Annotated in this window: 21 protein-coding genes; 15 read left to right on the top strand and 6 right to left on the bottom strand. The window is 51.2% G+C overall.

The features are described 5' to 3' along the window. Nucleotides 1-3 precede the first annotated feature (3 nt). Nucleotides 4-3,276: an SUMF1/EgtB/PvdO family nonheme iron enzyme gene (locus ACOQPU_RS03865; RefSeq protein ID WP_420643814.1), complete on the top strand. Its 3,273-nt coding sequence runs from the start codon at nucleotides 4-6 to the stop codon at nucleotides 3,274-3,276. Nucleotides 3,277-3,314: 38 nt separating this feature from the next. On the opposite strand, the gene ACOQPU_RS03860 is transcribed toward ACOQPU_RS03865, so the two are convergent. Both ACOQPU_RS03860 and ACOQPU_RS03855 read right to left on the bottom strand, forming a co-directional pair. Then, nucleotides 3,315-3,500, bottom strand: a complete 186-nt coding sequence (locus tag ACOQPU_RS03860) for a hypothetical protein (protein WP_420643813.1) — start codon at nucleotides 3,498-3,500, stop codon at nucleotides 3,315-3,317. Between the two features lie 341 nt (nucleotides 3,501-3,841). Further along, nucleotides 3,842-4,345: a helix-turn-helix transcriptional regulator gene (locus ACOQPU_RS03855; protein WP_420643812.1), complete on the bottom strand. Its 504-nt coding sequence runs from the start codon at nucleotides 4,343-4,345 to the stop codon at nucleotides 3,842-3,844. 178 nt (nucleotides 4,346-4,523) lie between these two features. Between ACOQPU_RS03855 and ACOQPU_RS03850 the strand changes: the two genes are divergently transcribed. From ACOQPU_RS03850 to ACOQPU_RS03830, 5 genes are all read left to right on the top strand, one after another. Further along, on the top strand, nucleotides 4,524-5,723 hold the full coding sequence (locus ACOQPU_RS03850; protein ID WP_420643811.1) for an aminomethyltransferase family protein: 1,200 nt from the start codon (nucleotides 4,524-4,526) through the stop codon (nucleotides 5,721-5,723). Nucleotides 5,724-5,808: 85 nt separating this feature from the next. Next, nucleotides 5,809-6,045 (top strand): type II toxin-antitoxin system Phd/YefM family antitoxin, encoded by a 237-nt coding sequence (locus tag ACOQPU_RS03845; RefSeq protein WP_420643810.1) that lies wholly within the window; start codon nucleotides 5,809-5,811, stop codon nucleotides 6,043-6,045. Continuing rightward, nucleotides 6,035-6,415: a type II toxin-antitoxin system VapC family toxin gene (locus ACOQPU_RS03840; RefSeq protein WP_420643809.1), complete on the top strand. Its 381-nt coding sequence runs from the start codon at nucleotides 6,035-6,037 to the stop codon at nucleotides 6,413-6,415. The genes ACOQPU_RS03845 and ACOQPU_RS03840 overlap by 11 nt, the downstream gene beginning before the upstream one ends. A gap of 54 nt (nucleotides 6,416-6,469) precedes the next feature. Further along, entirely contained in the window at nucleotides 6,470-8,053 is a 1,584-nt protein-coding gene (locus ACOQPU_RS03835) for a phytoene desaturase family protein (protein WP_420643808.1), read from the top strand. A 67-nt stretch (nucleotides 8,054-8,120) separates the two neighbouring features. Next, nucleotides 8,121-8,579 (top strand): hypothetical protein, encoded by a 459-nt coding sequence (locus ACOQPU_RS03830; RefSeq protein ID WP_420643807.1) that lies wholly within the window; start codon nucleotides 8,121-8,123, stop codon nucleotides 8,577-8,579. On the opposite strand, the gene ACOQPU_RS03825 is transcribed toward ACOQPU_RS03830, so the two are convergent. The 3 genes from ACOQPU_RS03825 to ACOQPU_RS03815 all read right to left on the bottom strand — a co-directional run bounded on the left by ACOQPU_RS03825 (nucleotide 8,532) and on the right by ACOQPU_RS03815 (nucleotide 12,593). Next, on the bottom strand, nucleotides 8,532-9,608 hold the full coding sequence (locus ACOQPU_RS03825; protein WP_420643806.1) for an IS4 family transposase: 1,077 nt from the start codon (nucleotides 9,606-9,608) through the stop codon (nucleotides 8,532-8,534). The two genes, ACOQPU_RS03830 and ACOQPU_RS03825, sit on opposite strands and share 48 nt — an antisense overlap. A 107-nt stretch (nucleotides 9,609-9,715) precedes the next feature. Beyond that, complete coding sequence (locus tag ACOQPU_RS03820; protein WP_420640693.1) at nucleotides 9,716-11,017, bottom strand: IS701 family transposase; 1,302 nt, start codon at nucleotides 11,015-11,017, stop codon at nucleotides 9,716-9,718. A gap of 325 nt (nucleotides 11,018-11,342) precedes the next feature. Further along, complete coding sequence (locus ACOQPU_RS03815) at nucleotides 11,343-12,593, bottom strand: hypothetical protein (RefSeq protein ID WP_420643805.1); 1,251 nt, start codon at nucleotides 12,591-12,593, stop codon at nucleotides 11,343-11,345. Nucleotides 12,594-13,058: 465 nt separating this feature from the next. Here ACOQPU_RS03815 and ACOQPU_RS03810 point away from each other — a divergent pair, with 465 nt between their 5' ends. Next, a complete protein-coding gene (locus tag ACOQPU_RS03810) occupies nucleotides 13,059-13,670 on the top strand; it encodes a hypothetical protein (protein WP_420643804.1) in 612 nt (203 codons plus the stop codon). 24 nt (nucleotides 13,671-13,694) lie between these two features. Next, nucleotides 13,695-14,195: a nucleotidyltransferase domain-containing protein gene (locus ACOQPU_RS03805; protein WP_420643803.1), complete on the top strand. Its 501-nt coding sequence runs from the start codon at nucleotides 13,695-13,697 to the stop codon at nucleotides 14,193-14,195. A 159-nt stretch (nucleotides 14,196-14,354) separates the two neighbouring features. On the opposite strand, the gene panD is transcribed toward ACOQPU_RS03805, so the two are convergent. Continuing rightward, the gene (panD, locus tag ACOQPU_RS03800) at nucleotides 14,355-14,696 is read right to left on the bottom strand and encodes an aspartate 1-decarboxylase (RefSeq protein WP_420643802.1); all 342 of its coding nucleotides are present in this window, start codon (nucleotides 14,694-14,696) and stop codon (nucleotides 14,355-14,357) included. Between the two features lie 313 nt (nucleotides 14,697-15,009). Between panD and ACOQPU_RS03795 the strand changes: the two genes are divergently transcribed. From ACOQPU_RS03795 to radC, 7 genes are all read left to right on the top strand, one after another. Next, nucleotides 15,010-16,125, top strand: a complete 1,116-nt coding sequence (locus ACOQPU_RS03795; RefSeq protein ID WP_420643801.1) for a C45 family autoproteolytic acyltransferase/hydolase — start codon at nucleotides 15,010-15,012, stop codon at nucleotides 16,123-16,125. 13 nt (nucleotides 16,126-16,138) lie between these two features. Then, entirely contained in the window at nucleotides 16,139-17,656 is a 1,518-nt protein-coding gene (locus tag ACOQPU_RS03790; RefSeq protein ID WP_420645805.1) for an amidase, read from the top strand. Nucleotides 17,657-17,756: 100 nt separating this feature from the next. Next, the gene (gene rpsO / locus ACOQPU_RS03785; protein WP_420643800.1) at nucleotides 17,757-18,026 is read left to right on the top strand and encodes a 30S ribosomal protein S15; all 270 of its coding nucleotides are present in this window, start codon (nucleotides 17,757-17,759) and stop codon (nucleotides 18,024-18,026) included. A gap of 287 nt (nucleotides 18,027-18,313) precedes the next feature. Then, nucleotides 18,314-20,530 (top strand): polyribonucleotide nucleotidyltransferase, encoded by a 2,217-nt coding sequence (locus tag ACOQPU_RS03780; RefSeq protein WP_420643799.1) that lies wholly within the window; start codon nucleotides 18,314-18,316, stop codon nucleotides 20,528-20,530. A gap of 200 nt (nucleotides 20,531-20,730) precedes the next feature. Then, nucleotides 20,731-21,960, top strand: a complete 1,230-nt coding sequence (locus ACOQPU_RS03775) for an AI-2E family transporter (protein WP_420643798.1) — start codon at nucleotides 20,731-20,733, stop codon at nucleotides 21,958-21,960. Between the two features lie 168 nt (nucleotides 21,961-22,128). Next, nucleotides 22,129-22,311 carry a hypothetical protein gene (locus ACOQPU_RS03770; protein WP_420643797.1) on the top strand — a complete coding sequence of 61 codons (183 nt, stop codon included), beginning with the start codon at nucleotides 22,129-22,131 and terminating at the stop codon, nucleotides 22,309-22,311. Beyond that, nucleotides 22,301-23,041, top strand: a complete 741-nt coding sequence (radC, locus tag ACOQPU_RS03765; RefSeq protein ID WP_420643796.1) for a RadC family protein — start codon at nucleotides 22,301-22,303, stop codon at nucleotides 23,039-23,041. The genes ACOQPU_RS03770 and radC overlap by 11 nt, the downstream gene beginning before the upstream one ends. Nucleotides 23,042-23,095: the final 54 nt, after the last annotated feature.

Genomic DNA, 23,095 nt, shown 5'->3' with positions numbered 1-23,095 from the left:
AACATGATGAGTGATCTGCAACCAACCTGGACTGGGCGCACCATCGGTGGCCGCTACAGGATCGAAGCCTTGCTAGGGCGTGGGGGCATGTCTTCTGTGTACAAAGCAACCGACCCCAACTTGCAGCGCACCGTCGCCATCAAAATTATTCACCCCCACCTGTCTGAGCATCCCGAATTTGTAAAACGGTTTGAGCAGGAAGCTGCGGCTGTCGCCCGTCTTCGCCATCCCAACATCATGCTCGTACACGACTTCAACCATGAAGGCGAAGTCTATTACATTGTTTTTGAATACATTGCGGGCAACCCACTGGACAATCGGCTCAAGCAATTAAAAGAAGCAGGATTACGCCTGCCGCTGTCAGAAGCCATCGAGATCATGATCCCCTTGTGCGAAGCAGTGGCCTACGCGCATGAAAACCAAATGGTTCACCGTGACCTGAAACCGTCCAACGTGATGATCAATTTGCTGGGCCAGCCCATTTTGCTCGATTTTGGCATTGCCAAGCTAGTAGGTGGTGGGCATGTGCACACTGCCACGGGTGCCACCATTGGTACGGCCGCTTACATGGCACCAGAACAGGTTGTGGGGGATGCGGTCGATCATCGCGCCGACATCTACTCACTAGGCGTCATGCTTTATGAAATGGCGTGCGGCCGTCCGCCCTACGAAGGGCAATCAGCTCTGACCGTGATGATGAAGCATGTGAATGAGCCGCTGCCAGACATTCGACTGTTCAACAGCAATCTGCCCGATATGTTTAGCGCAGTCCTGGAAAAAGCATTGGCTAAAGACCCCCAAGAGCGATTTGGTTCGGCCGTGCAGATGGCAATGGCCCTGCGCGATGTGGCGCGACAGGTCTCCACACCCAGCAGCGACACCATGGCCTACACCACACCGCCGCCTATAGTTGAACGAGAACTGGTGGAAACGGCCGTTCTTCCTGCAAATTCTGAACCAGACGAAACCCCACCGCCGCTGGCAAAAACCGAGATCACTGCGCCCGATCCCGTCACAGAGCCAATCGTGCAGCCGAAAACAAAACCTGCCACACAAAAATCTGGCCGCAACTGGGTACCATTGGTAATCGGTGGCGTCGCCTTGCTAGCGATTATTGCTGCGGCTGTCCTGCTGTGGCCTCGGCTGTTTCCGCCAGAGTTGCCCACTTCAGCGGGCATGGTGCAAATTCCCGGCGGCACCTTCACCATCGGGGCCGATTTAAGCGGCAGCCAGTACATTTCGCCGCAAGAAATTAACCTGGAAGCCTACTGGATCGACCGCTTTGAGGTGAGCAACAGCGACTACGCCACCTTCCTGGCAGAAACCGAGAGTGAACCGCCTTCAAGCTGGGCAAACGGCCAACCGCCTATCGGACAAGAAAATCATCCAGTGCGTGGCCTTACCTGGCAAAACGCCAACGATTATTGCAACCGTCAAAACAAACGCCTTCCCTCTGAAGCAGAATGGGAAGTGGCGGCGCGGGGCGGCTTGGGCTTCCTTTATCCGTGGGGAGATGACCCCGCCAGCGTCAGTCTGCCCCAAGATGGCACTTACGCCAGCGGCAGCTTGCCCCCCAACCGCAGCAGTTTTGGCGTGTTTGACATGGCTGGCAACGTGTGGGAATGGGTAGATGAACCGTACGCCGACGTGTCTGGCGGCCAGGAAGTAGCCCGTGGTGGCGCGTTTGACTTCCTTAAGGATATGGCTTACCGACTCCAGGGCGATCCGAACTTGCCCACAATGATTGCCTCAACGGGCGTTCGGTGTGCTGCTACAGAGGTAGAAATTGTCCCCGACGATGCCATCGTGTTAGTAGACGATTTTACGAATCCTGAAAGTGGCTGGCCCGATTTGAAGGAAGACAACGCCTGGCGAGGCTACCATCCGCCAGATTATTATCATGTAGAAGCAACGGGGCAAAATCAGGTGGCAACGGCCGTTTTCGGCACAGAAGCTGGCAATGTGAGCCTGGAAGCGCGGGTGTTTGTGGATATTTTGGAAACAGAGGCAGGAGAGTATCGGTACGGACTCGTCTTGCGGCAAACAGATAACCGCCAATTCTACGCCTTCACGGTTGCCCCCCGTTCTGGTGAATGGGCCATTTTGAAAGCATCTAACGATGGATTGGAAACCATGCAAAATGGCTCCGTTGAGGGATTAATTGCAGGTATTGGTGGCTCAATTCAGGGCGGGTCAGCAGATGTAGCTGATTCCTTGCGGGTGGATGCCAGCAACAGCACATTTTCCTTTTTTGTAAACGGCCGTATCATCACCACCTTCACCGACAGCAGCTACCCAACTGGTGATTTTGGTTTCTATGTGGAAACGGTAGATGAATCTCGCGCCCATGTTCATTACGACAATCTTACCGTTCTGGAACTAGGTGATACGCCGCTGCAGGATGCGGAAGAAGCAGTTGCTATCGAGCCAACGGTAGAAGGTAATGAACCGACCGCTGTTGCCACCGAAGCATTGCCAGAGCCAACAGCAGACACAGAAACCCTCGCAACCGATCAACCTGAAGCAACTATTGAACCAACTGCTACCCTGGAATCACCGCCAACGCCAGAACCAACTGAAGTTGCTGTGCCAGACGGCATGGTTCTAATACCCGGCGGCAGCTTCCTGATGGGCTCTACGACGGGCCAAACCAATGAACGGCCAGAGCATTTGGTGTCGCTGGATGCCTACTTAATCGACCAGTTCGAGGTGAGCAACGATCAATATTTGGCTTGCGTAGCTGACGGCGGCTGCACTCAAACCGGGCTACGCAACTCCTTCCGCCGCTCTGGCTATCGGGATGATCCTGTCTTTGCCAACTACCCCGTGATGGGCATCACCTGGACGCAGGCCAACGCTTATTGCGAATGGGCGGGCAAGCGACTGCCCACCGAAGCCGAATGGGAATTTGCCGCTAGCGGCCCAGACAACTTCACCTGGCCTTGGGGCAACGAATTTGATCCTGCCCTGTCTGCCGCCAGTTCGCTAGACACGGAGCCAGTGGATGACTTCCCCAATGGTGCAAGTCCGTTTGGCGTTTTCAACATGGCAGGTAATGTGAATGAGTGGGTGCTGGATCGGTTCGATCCAGATTTCTACGCCAATTCTCCCGAAAATAATCCAGTCAATCTGGATTCTGGCAACAGCCAAATTTACCGGGGCGGCAGCTTCGACAACACCAATGGCGCATTTTTCACAACCAGCCGCCGCTATGTCGTCTCTGGAAATACTTTTGATGTAGACATCGGCTTCCGCTGCGCTCAAGACAATCCTTAATTAGAAAGAGGCTGGGTGCGACTGACCCAGCCTCTTTTTCATTTGGCCGTTTCATCTTTGCCTGTTTTACGGCCGTTTCGCTCTTCCTCCCGCAACTTCTCCAACACCCCCACCCGTCGCGCCATATCCTGCAAAATGAGCAAGGTTTGCCCTACCGTTTGCTCCGTGGTCATATCGCCCCGCGTCCAACGCCTGATCACTTCGTTTAATGTATAATTTCCCATTTGGCATTGCCTCCATGATTTTTGGCCACAGAGAACACAGAGATTTTTCGAGAAGCATCTTCTGTTGTTGACTCTGCCGCTGTTTCAAATATTGTTAAAATGGTGAGGCAACGGCCGTTTGCACTAGCAGCGTCGAGGTGAGCAAACCCCGCTGCTTTTGCGTCCTCTTCCCAGAATCACAGGCAGCCAGAAAGTTACGGCAAGATTCACCGCCAACGTTGCGCTTTTTGGTTAAAAGGTCTTTGTTGGAATGTTTGACTGTGTGATACGGTCGTTACCGCACCAATGCCGACATTTTACACGGTAGCGACTATTTTGTCAATAGCTAATTTTGAGATTGGTTACGGCCGTTCTTCCCCTACTTCATAGGCAAAGCCAGCCCGCTCTGCTACTAACCCTAAATGTTTGGATGTGGCTCGGCTGGGCGCGTAGGCTCCCGTTTCCCACTCACTCACCGTCTGCTGGCGTACCCCTAACTCGTCTGCCAGCTCACCCTGCGACATTTCCATATGCTGCCGCAATGCTTTGATCATGCCGCGGTTCCATAGCACCGTATCTCCCGATTTTTCAACAGTGTAGGTCAGCTTCGCTTTGGCAAAATGCACGGTTTCCGCCGCTAAATCAACCGACTGTACATGATACCCTGCATCCATCCAGGCCGATGCTTGCACCGCCCCTTTGCTACGATTGCTCCACCAGCCCGCCCGCCCCCGCGCGCTGCGGGGCAAATTAGTTCGTAATAACTGTTCAATTTGGGAAAAAGTCAACGTCACCGGCTGGCCAGCTGCCTGCTGCAAGTGGGAATAAAGCGGAAAATATTTGCTACCTTGCTTCATATCAGACATTATACCAAAACTGCATGAGAAACGGCCGTTGCCACCCAAGAATCAATTTTTAACGAGGAAGGAGCATCCTCAAATGCGACCGATATCGAGCGCAAACTCTTTTGACGAAACCCAAAACCAGAATAAAATCTCGACACAGAGATTAAAATCAGTTCATATCCCCACTACAGGAAAATCAATGGTTAAAACAACCCCCTTTTATCCCCGCCTCGCACCGCTTAGCGAAACGATGCAGTGGAAGCATTGGGCAGGCTACGCAGCCGCGCAAAATTACCAATTCTCTACCCTGACAGAATATTTCGCCATCCGTAGCGGCGTGGCCGTGTTCGACACCTCGCCCCTGTTCAAATATCGCATCAAAGGGCCAGACGCTGAGCACTTCCTGGCAGGCGGGTTGGCGCGAGACATTCGTACCTGCCAGCCAGGGCAAGCCCAGTACACCATCTGGTGCGATGATGCGGGCTACATGCTGGAAGACGGCGTGGTGCTGCGACTGAGTGAGGATGAATTTCTGCTCACCGCTGCGGAGCCAAACCTGCGCTACTTTGCCAACTTAATCGGCCGTCGCCAGGTGGAAATTACCGATGTGTCCAGGGAGTACGGCATATTGGCAGTGCAAGGGCCACATTCTCGCACGGTGCTGGCGCAATTAACAAAAACGGCCGTTGACCTCCCTTACTTCCACCTCACCAAAACCAAAATCGCCCAAAAGCCCGTCATTTTGTCCCGCACCGGCTATACGGGCGACCTCGGCTTTGAAATCTGGATCAAAACAGAGGATGCGCTTACCGTCTGGGATACGCTCATGGCGGCAGGGGCAGATTACAATATCACGCCGATGGGCTTATGGGCGTTGAAGATGGCCCGCCTCGAAGCGGGGCTGCTTCTGCTGGATGTTGATTTTTCATCGTCGCGCTATGCCTGGATTGCCGAGCAGCGGGAAACACCGCTGGAACTGGGGTTTGATTGGATGTTTCGGAAGTTGGCTGGGGATGAACGGCCGTTCATCGGCCGCCAAGCCATCGAAAACGAAATCAAAAACAAAACCTCCCGCTGGAAAACCGTCGGCCTCATGCTCGACTGGCAGGCCTACGACCAAACTTTTGAAGAACTCGGCCTCATCCCGCCCAAAGACACGATGCCCCTCGAAGAAGCCCACTCACTTTACGACGCCGACCGCAGCTACCTGGGCTACGCCACCAGCCTAATGTACTCCTCGCTGCTCAAGCGGCACATCGGCATTGGTAAGCTGCCGCCGCACTTCAGCAAACTCGGCAGCAAAGCGTACCTTGAACTCATGGTGGTCCATCGACCCCAATACGTCTTGGCCAACGTCGTACGGATGCCCTTCTACGATCCACCACACAAGAGACAATAAGCGGTGAGCCGCAAATCAGGCTACATTATTGACAACGACCATTTCAAGTTTATACTTTAGAGTATAAACTTTTGGAGGTGATTTTATGCAGGCCACAGCAAAAGATTTGAGGTTTAACGTCAAAGAACTATTAGATACGGTTTCCAGGGGAGAAGAGGTGATCATTACCTATCGGGGGAAACCTCAAGCAAAGTTAATTCCTTTTGAAGATGAAATTGCCATTGAGCACGAATTGTTTGGGATATGGGCAGACGATTCAAAGTCTGAAGATGTAGCAGCGTATATTCGCAATATCCGCAAGGGGCGGTTTGATGCTGATTGATACTGATGTCATCGTTTGGTATATGCGCGGCAATGAAAAGGCCAAAGAAACAATTGAAACCTATCCTCGATTCAGCATATCTGTTGTGACCTATATGGAATTGGTGCAAGGGATGAGGAATAAGAACGAGCTGCGGGCATTGCGTCGCGCTTTACGTGCCTGGAAAACAGAAATCATCTACATCAATGAAGAAATTTCCAGCAAGGCGATGTTTTTTGTTGAGCAATATTACCTGAGCCACTCTATTCATCTTGCAGATGCTTTGATTGGTGCCACGGCCGTTACTTACGGCCTCTCTTTATTAACTGGCAACGCCAAGCATTACGCACCCATAAAAGATGTCGAGATCGTCTTGTTTAAACCCTCATAAGCATATTTTGACAAGATACAATCCTCTAAAAATCACGATATTCAAGGCAATAACATGAGCAATAAATATGATGCGATCATTATCGGGGGCGGCCACAATGGGCTGGTGAATGGCGCGTACCTGGCCAAAGCGGGGCTAAAAACTTTGGTGCTAGAAAAACGTCACCTCGTCGGCGGCGCAGCCATCACCGAAGAGTTACACCCCGGCTTCCACTTCACCACCTTCTCCTACGCCCTCAGCCTGCTGCACCCCGATATTATTCAAGAGTTGGAGCTAGTAAAGCATGGCCTGATGATCCTACCCATGCCCAACACCTTCACCCCCGCCGAAAACGGCGACTACCTGCTAATGGGGCCTGACAGCTACCAAAATTATCACGAAATTGCCCGCCATTCGGCCAAAGACGCTGAGGCGTACCACGACTATTGGCACATTATCAAACAGGTAGTGCAAGCGGTAAAGCCGCTGGTAGACAACATTCCGCCCGACATCACCAGCAGTAAACCGGAAGAGTTGGCGCGATTGGCCGCTGTGGGCGCACATCTAGGCCAGCAAAGTCCCAAAGTGCTGCATATGCTTACTCGCCTTCTCACCGGCAGCGCCGCCGACCTGCTGGACGACTACTTTGAAACCGACGTCCTCAAAGCGGCCTTCTGCTCCAGTGGGCTGATTGGCACCAAAGTGGGTCCGCGCTCACAGGGATCGGGGTTGGTGCTGCTGTACCACAAGCTGGGCGATTTTGACGGCAGCATAGGGGATTGGGGCTTCCACAAAGGGGGCAACGGCGGCTTCACCCAGGCTGTGGCCCGCGCCGCACAATCACTTGGCTGCGAAATTCGCCTCGACGCTGGCGTGAGCGAAGTCATCACCAAAAATGGCGAGGCGATTGGCGTTACCCTACAAAATGGGGATGAACTGTACGCCAACACGATCATCAGCGCGTTAGACCCGCGCCACACCTTCCTCAAGCTGGTTGAGCCACGTCAACTGCCTACCGATCTCGTGGAAACGATTGAAAATTTCAAATATCAGGGCGTCTCCTCCAAGGTAAACTTTGCGCTGGATAGCTTGCCAGAGTACCCAACCCTGCCCGGCCGCACCGATATTTTCCGTGGCTTCATGAACATCGGCCCGACAATGGATTACATTGAGCGGGCGTTTGATGATGCGAAATATGGTTGGTTTAGCCGAAGACCTTACATAGACTGCTGCATCCAATCCACCATTGACCCGGACATGGCCCCACCTGGCAAACACATCATGTCCTGCTTTGTGCAGTACACGCCGTACAAGCTCAAAGGTGGGGATTGGGACACCGAGCGGGAAAATTTTGGCGACATAGTGCAGGAAACGCTCACCGAGGTGTTTCCCAATTTCAGTGACCTCGTTTTGCACCGCGAGGTGGTGACGCCGCTGGACATCGAGCGCACGGTAGGACTGAGCGAGGGCAATATCTTTGCTGGGGAGTTTATGGGGCCGCAAATGTACTTTTTCCGCCCCGCCCCCGGCTGGAACCAGTATCGTACGCCAATTAAAGGATACTACCAATGCGGCTCTGGCACCCACCCCGGCGGCTGCGTCATGGGCGCACCGGGCAAGCTCGCGGCAATGCAGATTTTGGGGGATTTGAAGAAGTAGGCGGGTTTGCAGTGACAAGTGGGCAGGTGAAAGGTAAAAAGTGGGTTGCCTGCTTTAGGGATTTGAAATGCCAAGATTATCTGGACGAGAAAGAGAAGCTAAAATGATCCGCCAAGCCAACCGAGCAGCGTCCGTTGGCCGTTTGATGCTTGGTCAATTCAATACTTGGCAAGAATTTCTCAAGGCTGATGTTTTAGATTTAGAAAATCTACCCCGTCGTCAGCTTAAATCTGGAAAAACTGATGTAAAAAGAAGGCTTTCGCCGGAGATAAAGGGCTTTTGTTCAAGAAACTTCCGAGGCATGACCAAGAGCAAACTTTCTTTGCTTTACGAAGACATCAAAGCGTTTCGAGGGCTTGAAATTCCATTGAAGGAATTTGAAAAAAATTATGCTCGTGTTAATCGTAAAGTTTTGAAAGGCAACCCTGCCCATTTAACGGTTAGTATTTCTTTATGGGGTCCTAGCTACATATCACTTTCAAAAATAGGGGACAAAATGGATGGGAACAGGGAGATCCAAGCGTAAACAACGCTCAATCCAGTCCCAGCCCAAACGAAAATAACTTTTGTCCCGACGACTCTTATGGTCAAGCAAATGACGAAACCCGCGTTTCACAACCCAACTGCCCAAAGTGATGACCCAAACAAAGGTCAAACAAACGGCCAAAACCAAGCGAGAAATGCGGTCGCAATCATTAAGATGAGTTGCTTCCAAATCAAACCCATGACCTTTCATGTCACCATACATTTCTTCAATCCACATCCGCATTTTGTAATAACGAATCAGTTGGCCGACAGAAGGGTGGTTGCTAAGAAGATACCAAGAGTCTTCTTCGCCTTGCTCCCAGTGCAAAACCAAGAAATACCAGCCTACATCATAGCTGGCGGTGACGCGCACCCAGCCAATAGCGCGGGTTTCGCCTTCTTCTATTGGCAATTGACTCAACTTCACCCATGGCTGTCCTTGCCAACGCACTTGGGTACGGCCGTTTTGTCGAATGACAAACGACCAACCTTGACGACGCAACCAGTTAGCCAGGTGAATCGATTCAAAGCCAGCATCTCCCATGACCCACACCTGCGCTCTGGCTGGCAGCAGCGTTTGGACATACTTGAACAACTTCAACTGCTCCTCAAGACCAACATGCCCTTTTCGGCCTTTGTGGATACTCCAAACCAGGGGCAGTGTTCGTTTTTTGTAGGCCATGCCAATCATCATCATCCGAAAATGAAAGCCAACTTTCGTGCAATCAATCACCAAGCGAATGTCTCGTCCAGCAAAGGAGCGTACCAACTGTTGCGCCAATGGATGATACCAATCTCGAACATGGAGATGCTTATTATTCAAAAAGCGGCGCAAGCGGTTGGTCAGGCTTGGTATTTTTCCCGGCAACGGCCATTTCCGCACCACCAGAGGCAGGTTGACTGCCCCACTCAACTGCAAGCCCAACATCAGCAACGCCATATTTCGCAATCGCGTTATCCGTTCTTTTGGCAACCATTGGCAAAGTTGGGTCAACGTTTTATGATAGGTTTGAAGGTTGTTTGGCATCATTTACTCCTTGATATGTTTGTTCGTCAAAACAATTTTATCGGAGTTGATGCCCAACCTTCTTTTTTTAATGTTCAAAGTGATATGTAGCTAGTTTGACAATGTTAGATTCACGGGCCACGAGCCTTTCTAAGCCGTGACTTTCGTGAGCGAGTACGATTATCCAAGTGTTTGACAACCAATTCAGCCGCCTGGCGTGACGACAACTGCGGCAACGGCAACGCGGCTCGTAGCAAGGTACGAACGTTAACAATCGATAAATTGGGCAAAGTATCCGTTTCGTAGGCAGCCAACAAAGCCGGGTCACGAGGATATGCCTCCGTCCACTCGAGCAAGGTTTCGGTGATGAAGGCACTGGCCATGATGGTCAAGGCGAGATGGTGAACCCAGGCAGGGTACTTCTGGGCCTGAAATTCATCCCACCCCAACTCCGATTTGGCGTCCTGATGGGCCCGTTCGATGAAGTAGCGATGCGACTTGTGCCGGGCCATTGTCTCCAGAGGAATATCAGCCGGGGCATTGCTCAGTGAATAAGTAACTTTACCGTTGGCGCGGCGGATCAGCAGCCATTCCTGGCGGCAACTTCCCTCTTCACTGACGGTCCACACCCGTTGCCGGGCAAATTGGGCAGTGAGATGGCCCCGTTCATGTGGACGAAGGGTGATGGCGGTGAATGAGAACGCCGATGCCAGTTGTTCAGGTGTGGTCTGACTGCCTAACACAGTAATTTGGACATGCTTGCGCTTTGGTTCCCGGATGACCTGAGGTTTCTCCAGATAAAGCGACAAGTTGCAGGGAATATCGGCAAAGTATTGGATGGACAGCTGGTCTAATTCAGCCCGCAACCAGTGGCTGCGGCCATACAAGCTGTCGCAGTCAAAGGCGTCAAAGGCGACGCCATTGGCCAGGACCCGCTTGACCATGACCAGTACCAGTTCGATCTTGGTCTGAAATTCCCGGTCAGCGGGGATGGCTAGCTTGTTGCGTCGCCGCGCATAGGCCGGGGTGAACCATTTTTCTGGCAAGTACAGTTCGCCATCAATCCAGGTGCGGTAGCCATCTTTGGCCAAGGCCAAAAACACACCCACCTGACTCATGTCAACTTTTCCCAGGCGACCATTGTGCTGCCGACTGCTGCCGGCGCTGCCATCACCGGCCTTCTCCTCTGCACTTTCATCAGCAATGAGGACACTGCCTTGCTGGTAGTGGGGCAAACTGCTGATATCTTGTTGCAGGACGGCGATCAAATCGTTCCCGGCCCAAGGTGAATCGGCGATGAATTGTTGCAGATTTTGTTCGGGGATTCCCGCTACACGGGCAATCCCGCTGATATGCCGGTTGCTCTCCATTCGTAACAAGCCACTCAGGTAATGATAGCCATATTCACTGGTATCGCGTGTCTTGGTTTTCATCCAATAACGATAACGTTCATGATACTGGTCAAGCCGCTCACCCAATTTATCGATAGCTGCTTCATTTAGCCCCCACTGGGCTAACCGTGAAGTTTTTTCTTTTCCATTTTCAAATTTTACTGATATTGGCTCTCACGAGCCTAATTTAACATTGTCAAACTAGTATGGAGGGTTTTAGTAAACATAATGTCTACTGAATAATGAGCGTTGGAACCATCACAGGGGAAAAACGTAGGAAGGGATTGAAACAAGCAGATGGCTCCCCCGCCATCCGAATCGAATCTTCAATTGTTCAATTTTTTAAGGTTGTTTGGCGAATGCGAACTTAGCCACCATTTGCCTTCTTTTGGTAGACACGTTGCAGCGCCCGCAAGTTAATGAGAATGTAAATCAAGCTGTTCAGATTGGTGATCGACTGTTGGTTACGCAGTTTGGGACGTTCGATGCCCAGGGCGACCGCTTGCGAAAAGATACGTTCTACGGCTGTACGCTGCTTGTAAATCGCTTTGTATTCCGGCCCTTCTCGGTCAAGCTGGTAACGAACCCGGGCACCCATACTGGTCGGTAGGGTAGAAATGCAGCCCCCTTTTTTCCAGTTTTTGTGGTTTACCGGGCATTGCTGTGCCACCTGAGCGGGGAAAAAAAGCGGACAGGCATGTCGCGCGCGTTGATGAGGCACGCGGCTGGAGCGATTCATGAAGCTACTCTTGACAGGCATGGGCAGCCCCGCTGCACAAAAAGGCAAGCCAGCCTCATCAAAGGAATAGGTCCGCCCCTTGGTGCGGTCAACGTAAGGCACAGCGGCCAAGCCACCAGCCGAGTGAAAATAATCATAGACATACCAGGCATCATAAGCCGCATCAGCAGTGCCGTAAGGCGGGCGAAAGCCTAACCGTTCTTCGACAATGGCCATCAGGGGAAAGAAATAGTGAATATCAGCATGGTCAAAGGTGTCGGTCATTTCAGCCAAGACAAATTCACCCCAGCCCGGCACCTTGGTGGCCACGACCCCAGAGGCATAGCCCCAGTAAAATTCATCTTTACCCACACCTAATCCTGGTGCAGGATGGCCGTCTTTGGTAGGCGTCGTCTGCTCCGGAGCCCGGTTGCGGCGTCGTTTGCAGCCATATTTACAATCTGGGTCGCCAACTGGCTGGCGGTCTTTGTCACAGCGTCCTTCTTTAATGTAGGCTTTGGGATTATTCTCTTTGACAAAAGCAAGGATATGTTTGGTATCTAGAGAAACAACCTGACCAAAGTTGCTACCAGTCGGCAAGGCCAGCCGCAGCAATTGCACCGTATCGTTGAGCAAGAATCGCAGCAGGGGGTTGGCCAGATGGCGCAGCACATAACTGAAATGAGCGGGGGACGGTAGGGCTGCGGCCACCTCAAACCCATGCGGAGCTTGTGAATCTTGTTGTAAGGGAAACCCCAACAGCCAGGTCAAAGCCGGATGCTCGACCAAATATTGACGGAGTTGTCCCATACTGCGATGCTGCTGGTCAAGCCGAACCAGAAACGCAGCAATGTAAGGGAGGGGCGAAGCGGGATAAGGACCCGTACGGGGACCAGGCATTGGCCGCCAAGGAATGTCAGCCCAGGCCAGTGGGGCCAAAAGCTTCAGATATTTCATTGTTGTGGGGCAATGGCGGACGAACGGCGGCAAGTGGGAGGGTGGTTGTGTGGTCCAATGGGATAACCCAGGCGACTGTAGGATAAGTCGCGACTGTTTGGCAAGCGATTTTGACGCTTGGAATCGCGAAAACCAATGGGGCAAAGATATAATAGACATAGGAGTCTCCTTTTGTGATAGATCGATTCGGACAAAATCAGTCTAAAACAAAAGGGACTCCATTTCAGCAAAAAACAGGTGGGAACGAACAAACGCTTACAATTTTATGTTTTGTAGCGTTTTCCCTATAATGTTAAGGGGTGGACAATTAATTGTTAGCGGTAAACGCTCACAATTTTATGTTTACTAAAACCCTCTGTATGGGGTCTAAAATTCAAATTCCCAGAAGATGAGCTTTCGAAAAATTTAGTGTTCGCTTTACAGTTTATTGTTCAGGCGCAAGAAGAGTTAGAAAAATATAGGAAGTCTAAACATCGAGAGTTAGAAAAAAACAAAGAACAAATCGCCATTTTTATGCGCCAAAAAATCTTTGGTGCACACTCCGCCGTTTTATATTCTTTCAACTTGATGGAAGCATATCTCAATGGACTGGCTTGGGATCACATAAACTCGCACGACATTTCTAACTTTTCAAATCGAAAGAAGAAACTACTTAAAGATACTTATTCGGTTTCAATTCGGAAAAAGCTAGAAAAATATCCACGCATTATTGCCGAAAAAGAGTTATGGGATGTCCAAGAAAATAATGAAATGCTAAACGCTTTCTTGGATATTATTAAACCCTTCAGAGACTCTTTAGTTCATCCCTCGCCATTCTCTGCTCCAGAAAAATTCGGCGGTTATGATAAGCTCCGGTTACTTTACAGGATCGATTTTGATACAGGCATACTAACAGCTAAATTACTTGTGTTGCTAGTCGAGTTAATTCACTCACACATTTACATTGAAGTTGATAACTTACCAAAATGGTTTACCGAACTAAAACAAGAAGTAGAAAAAGCTTTGTCTCTCTTGAATTAACTTGCTTACTCGCAAATATGAACTATGAAAAACACAAAGATTCAATTCGATTTAATCTCGCAAATTCAGAACGTGCTTCATCCGGCTGGCATTCCATTTTGGCTGCGCGGTGGCTGGGCAGTTGACTTTCTTTTGAGCCGCATTACCCGCGAGCACAGCGATATTGATTTAGTTGTCTGGAAACGTCATGCCGTGCAATTATGTGGCTTTTTTGGGCAAGCAGACTTTACATTTATGCGCGACACAGGCGTTCAATACGATTTTACAAAATATGGGCAGGAAATAAGCGTTGTCTTTATTTCGCAAAATGGAGATGAACTGTTCGTGGAAGGCATCCCCGAATGGGTGTGGCTGTCTGGCGCGTTGTCATTGCCACCACAGGAACTTGATGGTTTGTTTTGTCATGTCCTTTCGCCAGAGCAGTTGCTGGAAGAAAAAGCAGGCTATCAAAGGGGTACGGAACGACCTCCACGCACCAAAGATTTACAGAGCATCAAAACATTAAACCAAATCATCATGAGCTGATCAATTTCCCCGGAATCATGAAGGTTTCCGGGGAAAAGTTGTAAATCACAAAAAGAAATTTGATGTAAGATGAGCCGCAAAACAGTGATTTACTCAGGGAAAACGGGAGAATCATCGTTTTCTTAATTCAAACTACTTTCCCGTTTTCGCCGTTTGCTGCTACAAATATTTCACAAATTTGTTGTTCTCATCAACCAAAATATTGGTCGGTTCGATCAATTCATCCGTTAGCTCAAAGCCAATGATGATGATTTCTTCTCCCTTTTTGATGAGGTGCGCCGCCGCGCCGTTCATGAAAATATCGCCAGAGCCAGGTTCGCCTTCAATGATGTAGGTTTCCAGTCGAGAACCAGAGGTGTTGCTCACCACCAATACTTTCTCGCCGGGGCGAAAGCCAACCAGATCAACCAGTTCTTTATCAATCGTAATACTGCCGACATAATTCACATCTGCTTGCGTAACAGTTGCTTTATGAATTTTGCCGTGTAACATCCATCGCATTGTGTGAGTATCCTTTACAGTTGCCCACAAAATAAAGCTGCCGTTTGAGCAAATGAACGAGTAACGCTTGTCATTCCCGCGCAGGCGGGAATCCAGTGGACTCCCGCCTACGCGGGAGTGACAGGTGGATAAATTTTTTTAAAAAAGTTTGCTCAATTCAACACAGAAAAAAAGTGCGTGTTTCACAGCTTATTTTTGGGTCAGATGTTGCTAAATCGAATATCCGAGAGAAATATTAACATATTGCTCAGAGCAAAATCGTATAATTTTCGTTAGAACACCCGTCACAAACGATCCAAATGGAGAACAGCCGATGAAGAAAAAAATCCGCGTCCTGAAAGCAAGCGGCACGCCGTATGAGGTTGGGTTTGCACACGGCCGTTCCTACCCCAATGAAATCCGCCACTACACCAAAGAACGTGTCCAGCTCGTCTGCGATGGCCTTTGGAGCGGCGGCCCCCTTCCCCGCGAAGAGGTGCTAGCCATTGCCGAAGCGTGCTTACCTGCCCACGAAGCATACGCTCCCGAGCTATTCGAAGAGATGCAAGGTATCGCCGCCGCTACTGAACTTCCTCTGGCAGCAATGCTCATCGTGAGTGGCTTCACCGATTTCGTAGATACTGTTTACAGCGTCACTCGGCAAAAGGCAGCCCGCCCGCCCGTAGATGATTGCACCGCCTTCATTGTGCCAGACAGCGCGGCCAATGGCGCAGGCTTTTTTGGCCAAACGTGGGATATGCATGACACCGCCACCCAATACGTCATCTTGCTAGACGTGCAGCCAAACGGTGCGCCACGCAGCCTTGTTTTCACAACCACGGGTTGCATCGGGCAAATTGGGATGAATGAACACGGCATCTGCGTTGGCATCAACAATCTGCTGGGGGCAGATGGGCAAATCGGGATCACCTGGCCATTTGTGGTGCGCAAAATTCTCCAGCAAAAAAACATTGAGGACGCGCTTGCCTGCATCACCGAAGCGAAGCTGGCTGGGGCGCATAATTATTTACTTTTTGATGGAAACGGCCGTGGCTACAATGTTGAGGCGATGTCTAGCCATCATGTCGTCACCCCACTGGCAGAGGAGCCGCTCATCCACACCAACCATTGTCTGCTGCCACAAACAAAACAGTTTGCTCAAGAACGCCCACCAGAGGCGCAGGTTAGTTCTGAAGCTAGATTGGATAGAGCGGGGGACCTTTTGAGGAAACGGCCGTTAACCATCCAGCATCTTATCGCCCTCACCCGCGACCCCCAAGCCATCTGCGTCCGCGCCCAGCCACCGTTCCACGTGGAGTCGTGCGGCGCAGCCATCATGCAGCCCAAAACCGGCACCTTCTGGGCCGTCTGGGGTCTCCCCAGCGAAAACGAATACGAACAGTTTCATTTAGCCACAGAGGACACAGAGGAAAGAGAGAAAATCTCTTAAACCTCTGTAAACTCTGTGGCAAAAAAAGGAAATCCCGATGGAAGAGTGGAGCATTCGCCAGTTACAAGAAATGATGAGCAGCGGCACGATGCGTGCCCAAGAAATCGTGCAATTTTACCTGGATCGCATTCAGCAAATTGACCAAGATAGCCCCAGCCTCAACAGCGTTCTGGCTATCAACCCAGAAGCTCTGGCCATCGCCGAGTCACTGGATGCCGAACGACAGGCCAATGGCCCACGAAGTGCGCTACACGGCATTCCCATTCTGCTTAAAGACAATATTGAGTCTGTTGATCCGCTGCCGACTACCGCCGGATCGTTGGCATTGGCCCAAAACTTTGCGGTTCAGGACAGTTTCGTCGCTGAAAGGCTTCGCGCTGCTGGTGCTATCATTCTGGGCAAAACCAATCTGAGCGAATGGGCCAACTTCCGATCATCTCGTTCTAGCAGCGGCTGGAGCAGTGCTGGCGGCCAGGTGCGGAATCCATACGCTTTAGACCGCAACCCTTGCGGCAGCAGCTCTGGTTCTGGCGTAGCCGTCGCTGCAAACCTGTGCGCCGCCGCCATCGGCACGGAAACCGATGGCTCGATTGTGTGCCCTTCCCACGCCAATGGTATCGTCGGTGTAAAACCAACTGTAGGGCTGATCGGCCGTTCTGGCATCGTCCCCATCTCTCACAGCCAGGATACGGCTGGCCCGATGGCAAGAACTGTGTGGGATGCGGCCGTCTTATTGGGCACTCTAACCGGCACAGACCCCCGCGACCCCGCCACGGCAGCCAGCAGCCGCCACAGCCACACTGACTACACGCAGTTTCTGGACAAAGATGGCCTAAAAGGAGCCAGAATCGGCGTTTCGCGTAACTTTTTTGGTCACAATCCTTACGTAGATGCCGTCATCGAAAAGGCCATCGAAACAATGCGTCAGCAAGGAACCATCGTCATCGACCCGGCAAATATCGAAACCAAAGGGCAATTCAATGATTCCGAATTTGAAGTATTGCTGTATGAATTCAAGCATGATCTCAACGCCTATTTAGCTACAACGCCAGACACAGTGCCACAGCGCACATTGGCCGATCTCATCGCTTTCAATCAGGCCAACTTTGAAACCATCTTGCCTTATTTTGGTCAAGAACTGTTTGAAGCTGCCCAAGCCAAGGGTGAGCTCAGCGACGAAGCCTACCGGGAAGCATTAGCCAATAATCATCGCCTGGCGCGGGATGAAGGGATTGATGCCACGCTCAAGGCACATCAGCTAGACGCAATTGTTGCCCCCACAGGGGGTCCCGCCTGGCTTACAGATTGGGTAAATGGAGACAATTATGGTGGGGCAAGCTCCTCACCTGCGGCCGTTTCTGGTTACCCCAACATCACAGTGCCAGCAGGATACGTATTTGGGCTACCGGTCGGTATCTCATTCATTGGTGGCGCGTGGCAAGAGCCAACGCTGCTGCGCCTTGCATATGCCTTTGAGCAAGCAACGCAAGTACGCCAGCCACCCCAATTTTTACCGTCGCTAAATTTGTAAACTGCATTGTTTGGGCTATAATCTCCGATGGCTTGGAGGTGCGACGACATCGGCACGGCGGCCTACAGGCTAAATCAGTTATTTTTGGAGGTTCAACCTTATGCCACTAGATGGTACAGAAAAAGCCGAATTGATTACCGATTTTGCTCGAAGTGAGGGCGACACCGGCTCCGCTGAAGTGCAAATTGCGATTTTTGATCGTCGCATCAAGCAGTTACAAGAGCATCTGCGCAATCACAAGCATGACGAAAGTTCCCGCCGGGGGCTGCTAAAACTGGTTGGTAAGCGTCGCCGCTTGCTGGCCTATTTGCGCAAACGTCACCCAGAACGGTACCGTGAGATTTTGGGCCGATTGGGTCTGCGTCGTTAATTAAAAAGGTTTCAAAGAAGGGGTGACGCGGTTGTCACCCCTTTATTTTATATTTCTGGAGCGGATTTGGCAGTTTAGGAATTGGGTATTGTTACATACGGTCAATCGTCCGGTGTATGTGCCAATCCCCAGTCCCTAATCCATCCCCTCCAACTTTATAGCTAACACGAGACAGTAAACAGTAAATCTGTATTCAGTAATCAGTAAAGGCAATTTTTCTGATTACTGTTCACTGATTACCGAAAACTGCCATTGTGTTTGCTTTTAACCTTTATGGAGGTTTATCAATGAGTACAGAACAAACTTTTTCAGCTCGCATTGGCAATGAAGAAATCACAATTGCCACAGGCAAGCTCGCTGGGCAAGCAGGTGGTGCTATCACCATTCGCGCGGGAGATTGTATGCTGCTTTCCACAGCTACGATGTCCAAAACTGTACGCGAAGGGCTGGATTTCTTCCCCTTAAGCGTTGATTTTGAAGAGAAGATGTATGCTGGCGGCCGTATTCCGGGTGGCTACTTCAAGCGTGAGGGTCGCCCCACAACGGATGCGGTTTTGGTGTCTCGGTTAACGGATCGTCCGTTACGGCCGTTGTTCCCCAAGGGTATGCGCAACGAGGTGCAAATCATCACCAGCACGCTCTCTGCTGACGGTGTGCATCATCTGGATATTTTGGCCGTTAATGCTGCTAGTGCCGCATTGCACATCTCCAACATCCCCTGGGCGGGGCCAATTGGGGCCGTCCGCGTGGGCTTGATCGACGGCGAATTTGTGGCCAACCCCACCGTGCCAGAGATGGAAAATAGCAGCCTGGACCTGCGCCTAGCGGGCACCAAAGATGCCATCATCATGGTTGAGGCCGGTGCCGATGAGGTAACAGAAGAGACCCTGGTGGAAGCGTTGGCGTTTGGCCATGCCGCCATGCAGCCGTTCATTGCCATGGTGGACGAAATGCGTGACGCAATTGGCAAGGAAAAAGATGAGATCGTCCTTAGCTCCGTAGATGAGGCGTTAGAAACGGCCGTAAAAGCCAAAATCGGTTCTCGCATTACCGATATTGTCGCTGGCACCACCGATCGATACGAGCGCAATGAGCAAATGGGCGACCTGCGCGAAGAGATCGTCAATGACTTCTTCGAGATCGACGAAACCACCGATCTCAGCGAGGTACGAGAAGTGATCACCGGTGTGCAAAAGAAAGCCGTACGTGACCGCATCCTGTACGAAGGCATTCGCCCAGACGGCCGTGATTACACCACTGTTCGTGAGCTATCCTCAGAAATTAGCCTTGTCCCCCGCACCCACGGCTCTGGCCTGTTCAAGCGCGGCGAAACGCAGGTGCTTTCTCTGGCCACCCTCGGCACCCCCCGTGAAGCCCAAAAAATTGAAGGGCTTACCAGCGACGAAACCCGCCGCTACATGCACCATTACAACTTCCCTCCCTTCTCCACTGGAGAAACCTGGTTCCTGCGCGGCCCCAAACGGCGGGAGATTGGTCACGGCGCACTGGCCGAAACCGCCTTGCGCCCGATGATTCCCAGCGAGGAAGAATTCCCTTACACAATTCGCGTCGTGTCCGAAGTGCTTTCCTCTAACGGCAGCACTAGCCAGGCCAGCGTTTGCGCTTCCACATTGGCACTCATGGACTGCGGCGTTCCGATTAAACGCCCGGTTGCTGGTGTGGCGATGGGTTTGGTGACCGACGGGGAAAAATTCGCTGTTCTCACGGACATTCAGGGGATGGAAGACCACCTGGGCGATATGGACTTCAAAGTTGCCGGAACGGCCGAAGGGATCACTGCCCTACAGATGGACATCAAGATAGCGGGCATCACCAAAGAGCTAATGGCCCAAGCTCTGGAGCAAGCCAAAGCGGGTCGGCTGCACATCCTGGCCAACATGCTGGAAACGATTTCTGAACCTCGTTCTGAGCTCAGCGCAAACGCTCCCCGGATGCTCTTTATCAAAATCGATCCTGACAAGATTGGTGCAGTTATCGGCAAGGGCGGCGCAACCATTCGCAGCCTTGAAGAAACATACGAAGTTTCCATCGACATTCAAGAGGATGGCACTATCTTTGTGGCAGGTGTAGACGGCCCCAAAGCTGAAATGGCTGTACAACAAATCGACGGCATGACTAAATCGCCAGAACCTGGCAACATTTACCCCGGTAAAGTTGTTCGCATAACCGACTTTGGCGCATTCATCGAGTTCTTGCCCGGCACCGACGGTTTGGTGCATATTTCCCAAATCTCGGCTGAGCATATCAAGCGCGTGGAAGATGCTCTGCAACTTGGGGATGAAGTTATGGTCATGGTGACCGACGTGACGCCAGATGGCAAAGTTCGTCTGTCTCGCAAGGCTGTTTTAGAAGGCTTTACGCTAGAAGAAGCCCGCGCCGATGACAAACCAAAGCGTTCTGGCGGCGGCGGAAATCGCGGTGGTGGCAACCGCGGCGGTGGTCGCGGTCGCGATAATCGTGGTGGTGGCCGAGGCCGTCGTTAACCATCCAGCCAAGCAATTAAAGTAACGACGTAACATCGCAAACGCCCAGACGTTTATGGCCTGGGCGTTTTGCATTTTCTTATGGAAACGTCATTCTCAATGACAGGTTTTTTCCAGTACAATAGGGATATTAGGGTGTGTCCACGTCTTGCCCTACTGTCGTCAAAATTGATTTTTGTACAGGAATCGGTGTAACAACCATGAAACGTAATGTTCGTTCCAGTTCCCCTCACTGGAGTCCTCACAACAAGCGGCTTGTCTTGCTAATCCTGTTTGTACTGCTGTCATTGGCATTGTATCGTTTTCGCCTGCTATTGCTGCCGCTCAGCATGGCGATGATCCTGGCTTACCTGATTGAGCCGCTGGTTACCCAAATTACGCGCTTCACGCCGCTTAACCGCACGCTTTCAATCGGGCTGGTTTACCTATTGCTCGTGGCTGCTTTGGTTTCAATCCCGGTTAGCACTATTACCCCGCTAGTGACTCAGGTGAACAACTTTATCCATCGCACGCCGCAGTACATTCGTGATATTGGTGAGTTCTTTCAAGACCCAATTATCCTGGCTGATGATATTGTGCTACCTGTTGATCAACTCTCGCTGGATCAGCTTTTTGCTTCGCTGAGCAGCAATTTGGTTCAATTAGTGCAAACGCTGGGGGGGCAAACGATCAGTATTTTCGGCAGTTTGGCTACGGCAACGATTTCAACCGTTGGCTGGACAATTATGGTGCTTTTCCTGTCGTTTTATCTGGTAAAAGATCATGAAACGCTATTTGAGTCGATTGTAAAATTGGCACCAAAATCATACCAGGATGATTTGTACCAATTAAGTGAAGGTATTAGCATCACCTGGAATGCTTTCTTGCGGGGCCAGTTGGTGCTTTGTGTGGTGGTGGGCATCATCATTTTTGTCATTGCGCTCATTATTGGACTGCCTAATGCGATGACGTTGGCATTGATTGCTGGCTTTATGGAGTTGATCCCGACGTTTGGCCCAATTTTGGCAGCCATTCCGGCGGTTTTGATTGCTGCTATTCAGACGGATGCCAGTTGGCTGGGCAGTTTGATGTCGCCGTTTTGGTTTGCCATGCTGGTGTTGGGTATTTATGGGTTTATTTATCAGTTTGAAAATTATTATCTAGTTCCGCGCATTATTGGGCATCATCTAAAGCTGCATCCGCTGGCGGTATTGCTGGGGGTGTTGGGTGGTGCCAGCGTGGCGGGCATTTTGGGTGTTTTGCTGGCGGCTCCGGTGTTGGCGAGTATCAGGCTCATTTGGATGTATATTTATTGCAAGCTGACTGATCAAGACCCATTCTCCGATGAGTTCATGCCGTTTACGAAGATGAAGACAGCACAAACGGCCGTTCCTACTCCCACCTTGCCCTCAAACCAGGACAAGCCAGACAGCACGGCCACCGCTTCGTAATCTCACACAAAGACACAAAGCTGCATCTGGATCGACTTTGCGCCTTGCCTGATAAAAATCCGAATTTTGGTACTTTTTCTCTGCTCTGCATACAATTACGATAGCTTAAGTTAGATACGGCCGTCTACTGCCGTGCCAATCTTCACAAAAAAGGACACTGAATCAGCAATGAGCAAAGATGAACAAATGGAAGTTGATATGGTTGCCGAAACCGAAAACTTTGCGGTCTGGCGCAGCCCAGATGATGAAGGCTATATTTACCACGTTGAGCTGGGCAGCATTACCCTGCACCTGGCCTCTGACGAGTGGGAAGAGTTTTTGGAGCTAATGGGCGACGCGAATGACAAATGATGTTGGGAACGGCCGTTCCCCTGAAACTGACCAGCCCGCTACCTACAGCCTGATGATGCGGGATTTGGCAGAACACGACCGCCCTCGTGAGCGGCTGCTAAAGGTTGGGGAACGGGCCGTCTCTACCGCTGAACTGCTAGCTATCATTTTGCGCTCTGGCGTGCCGGGTGAAAATGTGCTGCGGCTGGCCGAGCGGCTGCTGAACACCTTCAAGGATTTATCTGGTCTGGCACGCGCCTCCATTGCGGAACTGACGGAAGTGAAAGGCGTCGGCCCCGCCAAGGCGGTAGAGATTAAGGCAGCGTTGGAAATCGGCCGTCGGCTGCTCACCATTGCCCCCCAAGAAAAACCGCGCATCACCTCTCCGGCCGATGCGGCTAACCTGCTCATGTCTGAAATGAGCTTCCTAGAAAAAGAGCACCTGCGCCTCGTTTTGCTAGACACACGCAATCGGGTGCTGGCCACGCCCACCATTTACATCGGCAGCCTGAATACCTCGGTCATTCGCGCTGGGGAACTGTTTCGGGCGGCGATAAAAGAGAATGCGGCCGCATTCATTGTGGCCCACAATCATCCTTCCGGCGATCCCTCCCCTTCCCCAGAAGATGTGGCCGTGACGCGGCAGCTTGTACAGGCCGGGTCTTTGCTCAATATAGACGTGCTGGATCATATTGTGATTGGGCATAACCGGTTTGTCTCCATGAAGGAACGCGGGCTGGGATTTTCATAAAAAAGGCGATTAGAGAAGTAGAGATTGAAGGTTAAAAGCGAACCAATCTCTAAT

Origin of the sequence: Candidatus Leptofilum sp. (assembly GCF_965223285.1) — a bacterium.
Lineage (GTDB): Bacteria > Chloroflexota > Anaerolineae > Promineifilales > Promineifilaceae > Leptofilum.
The sequence above is the reverse complement of the archived record's forward strand: the minus strand, read 5'-3'. Positions and strand labels throughout refer to the sequence as shown.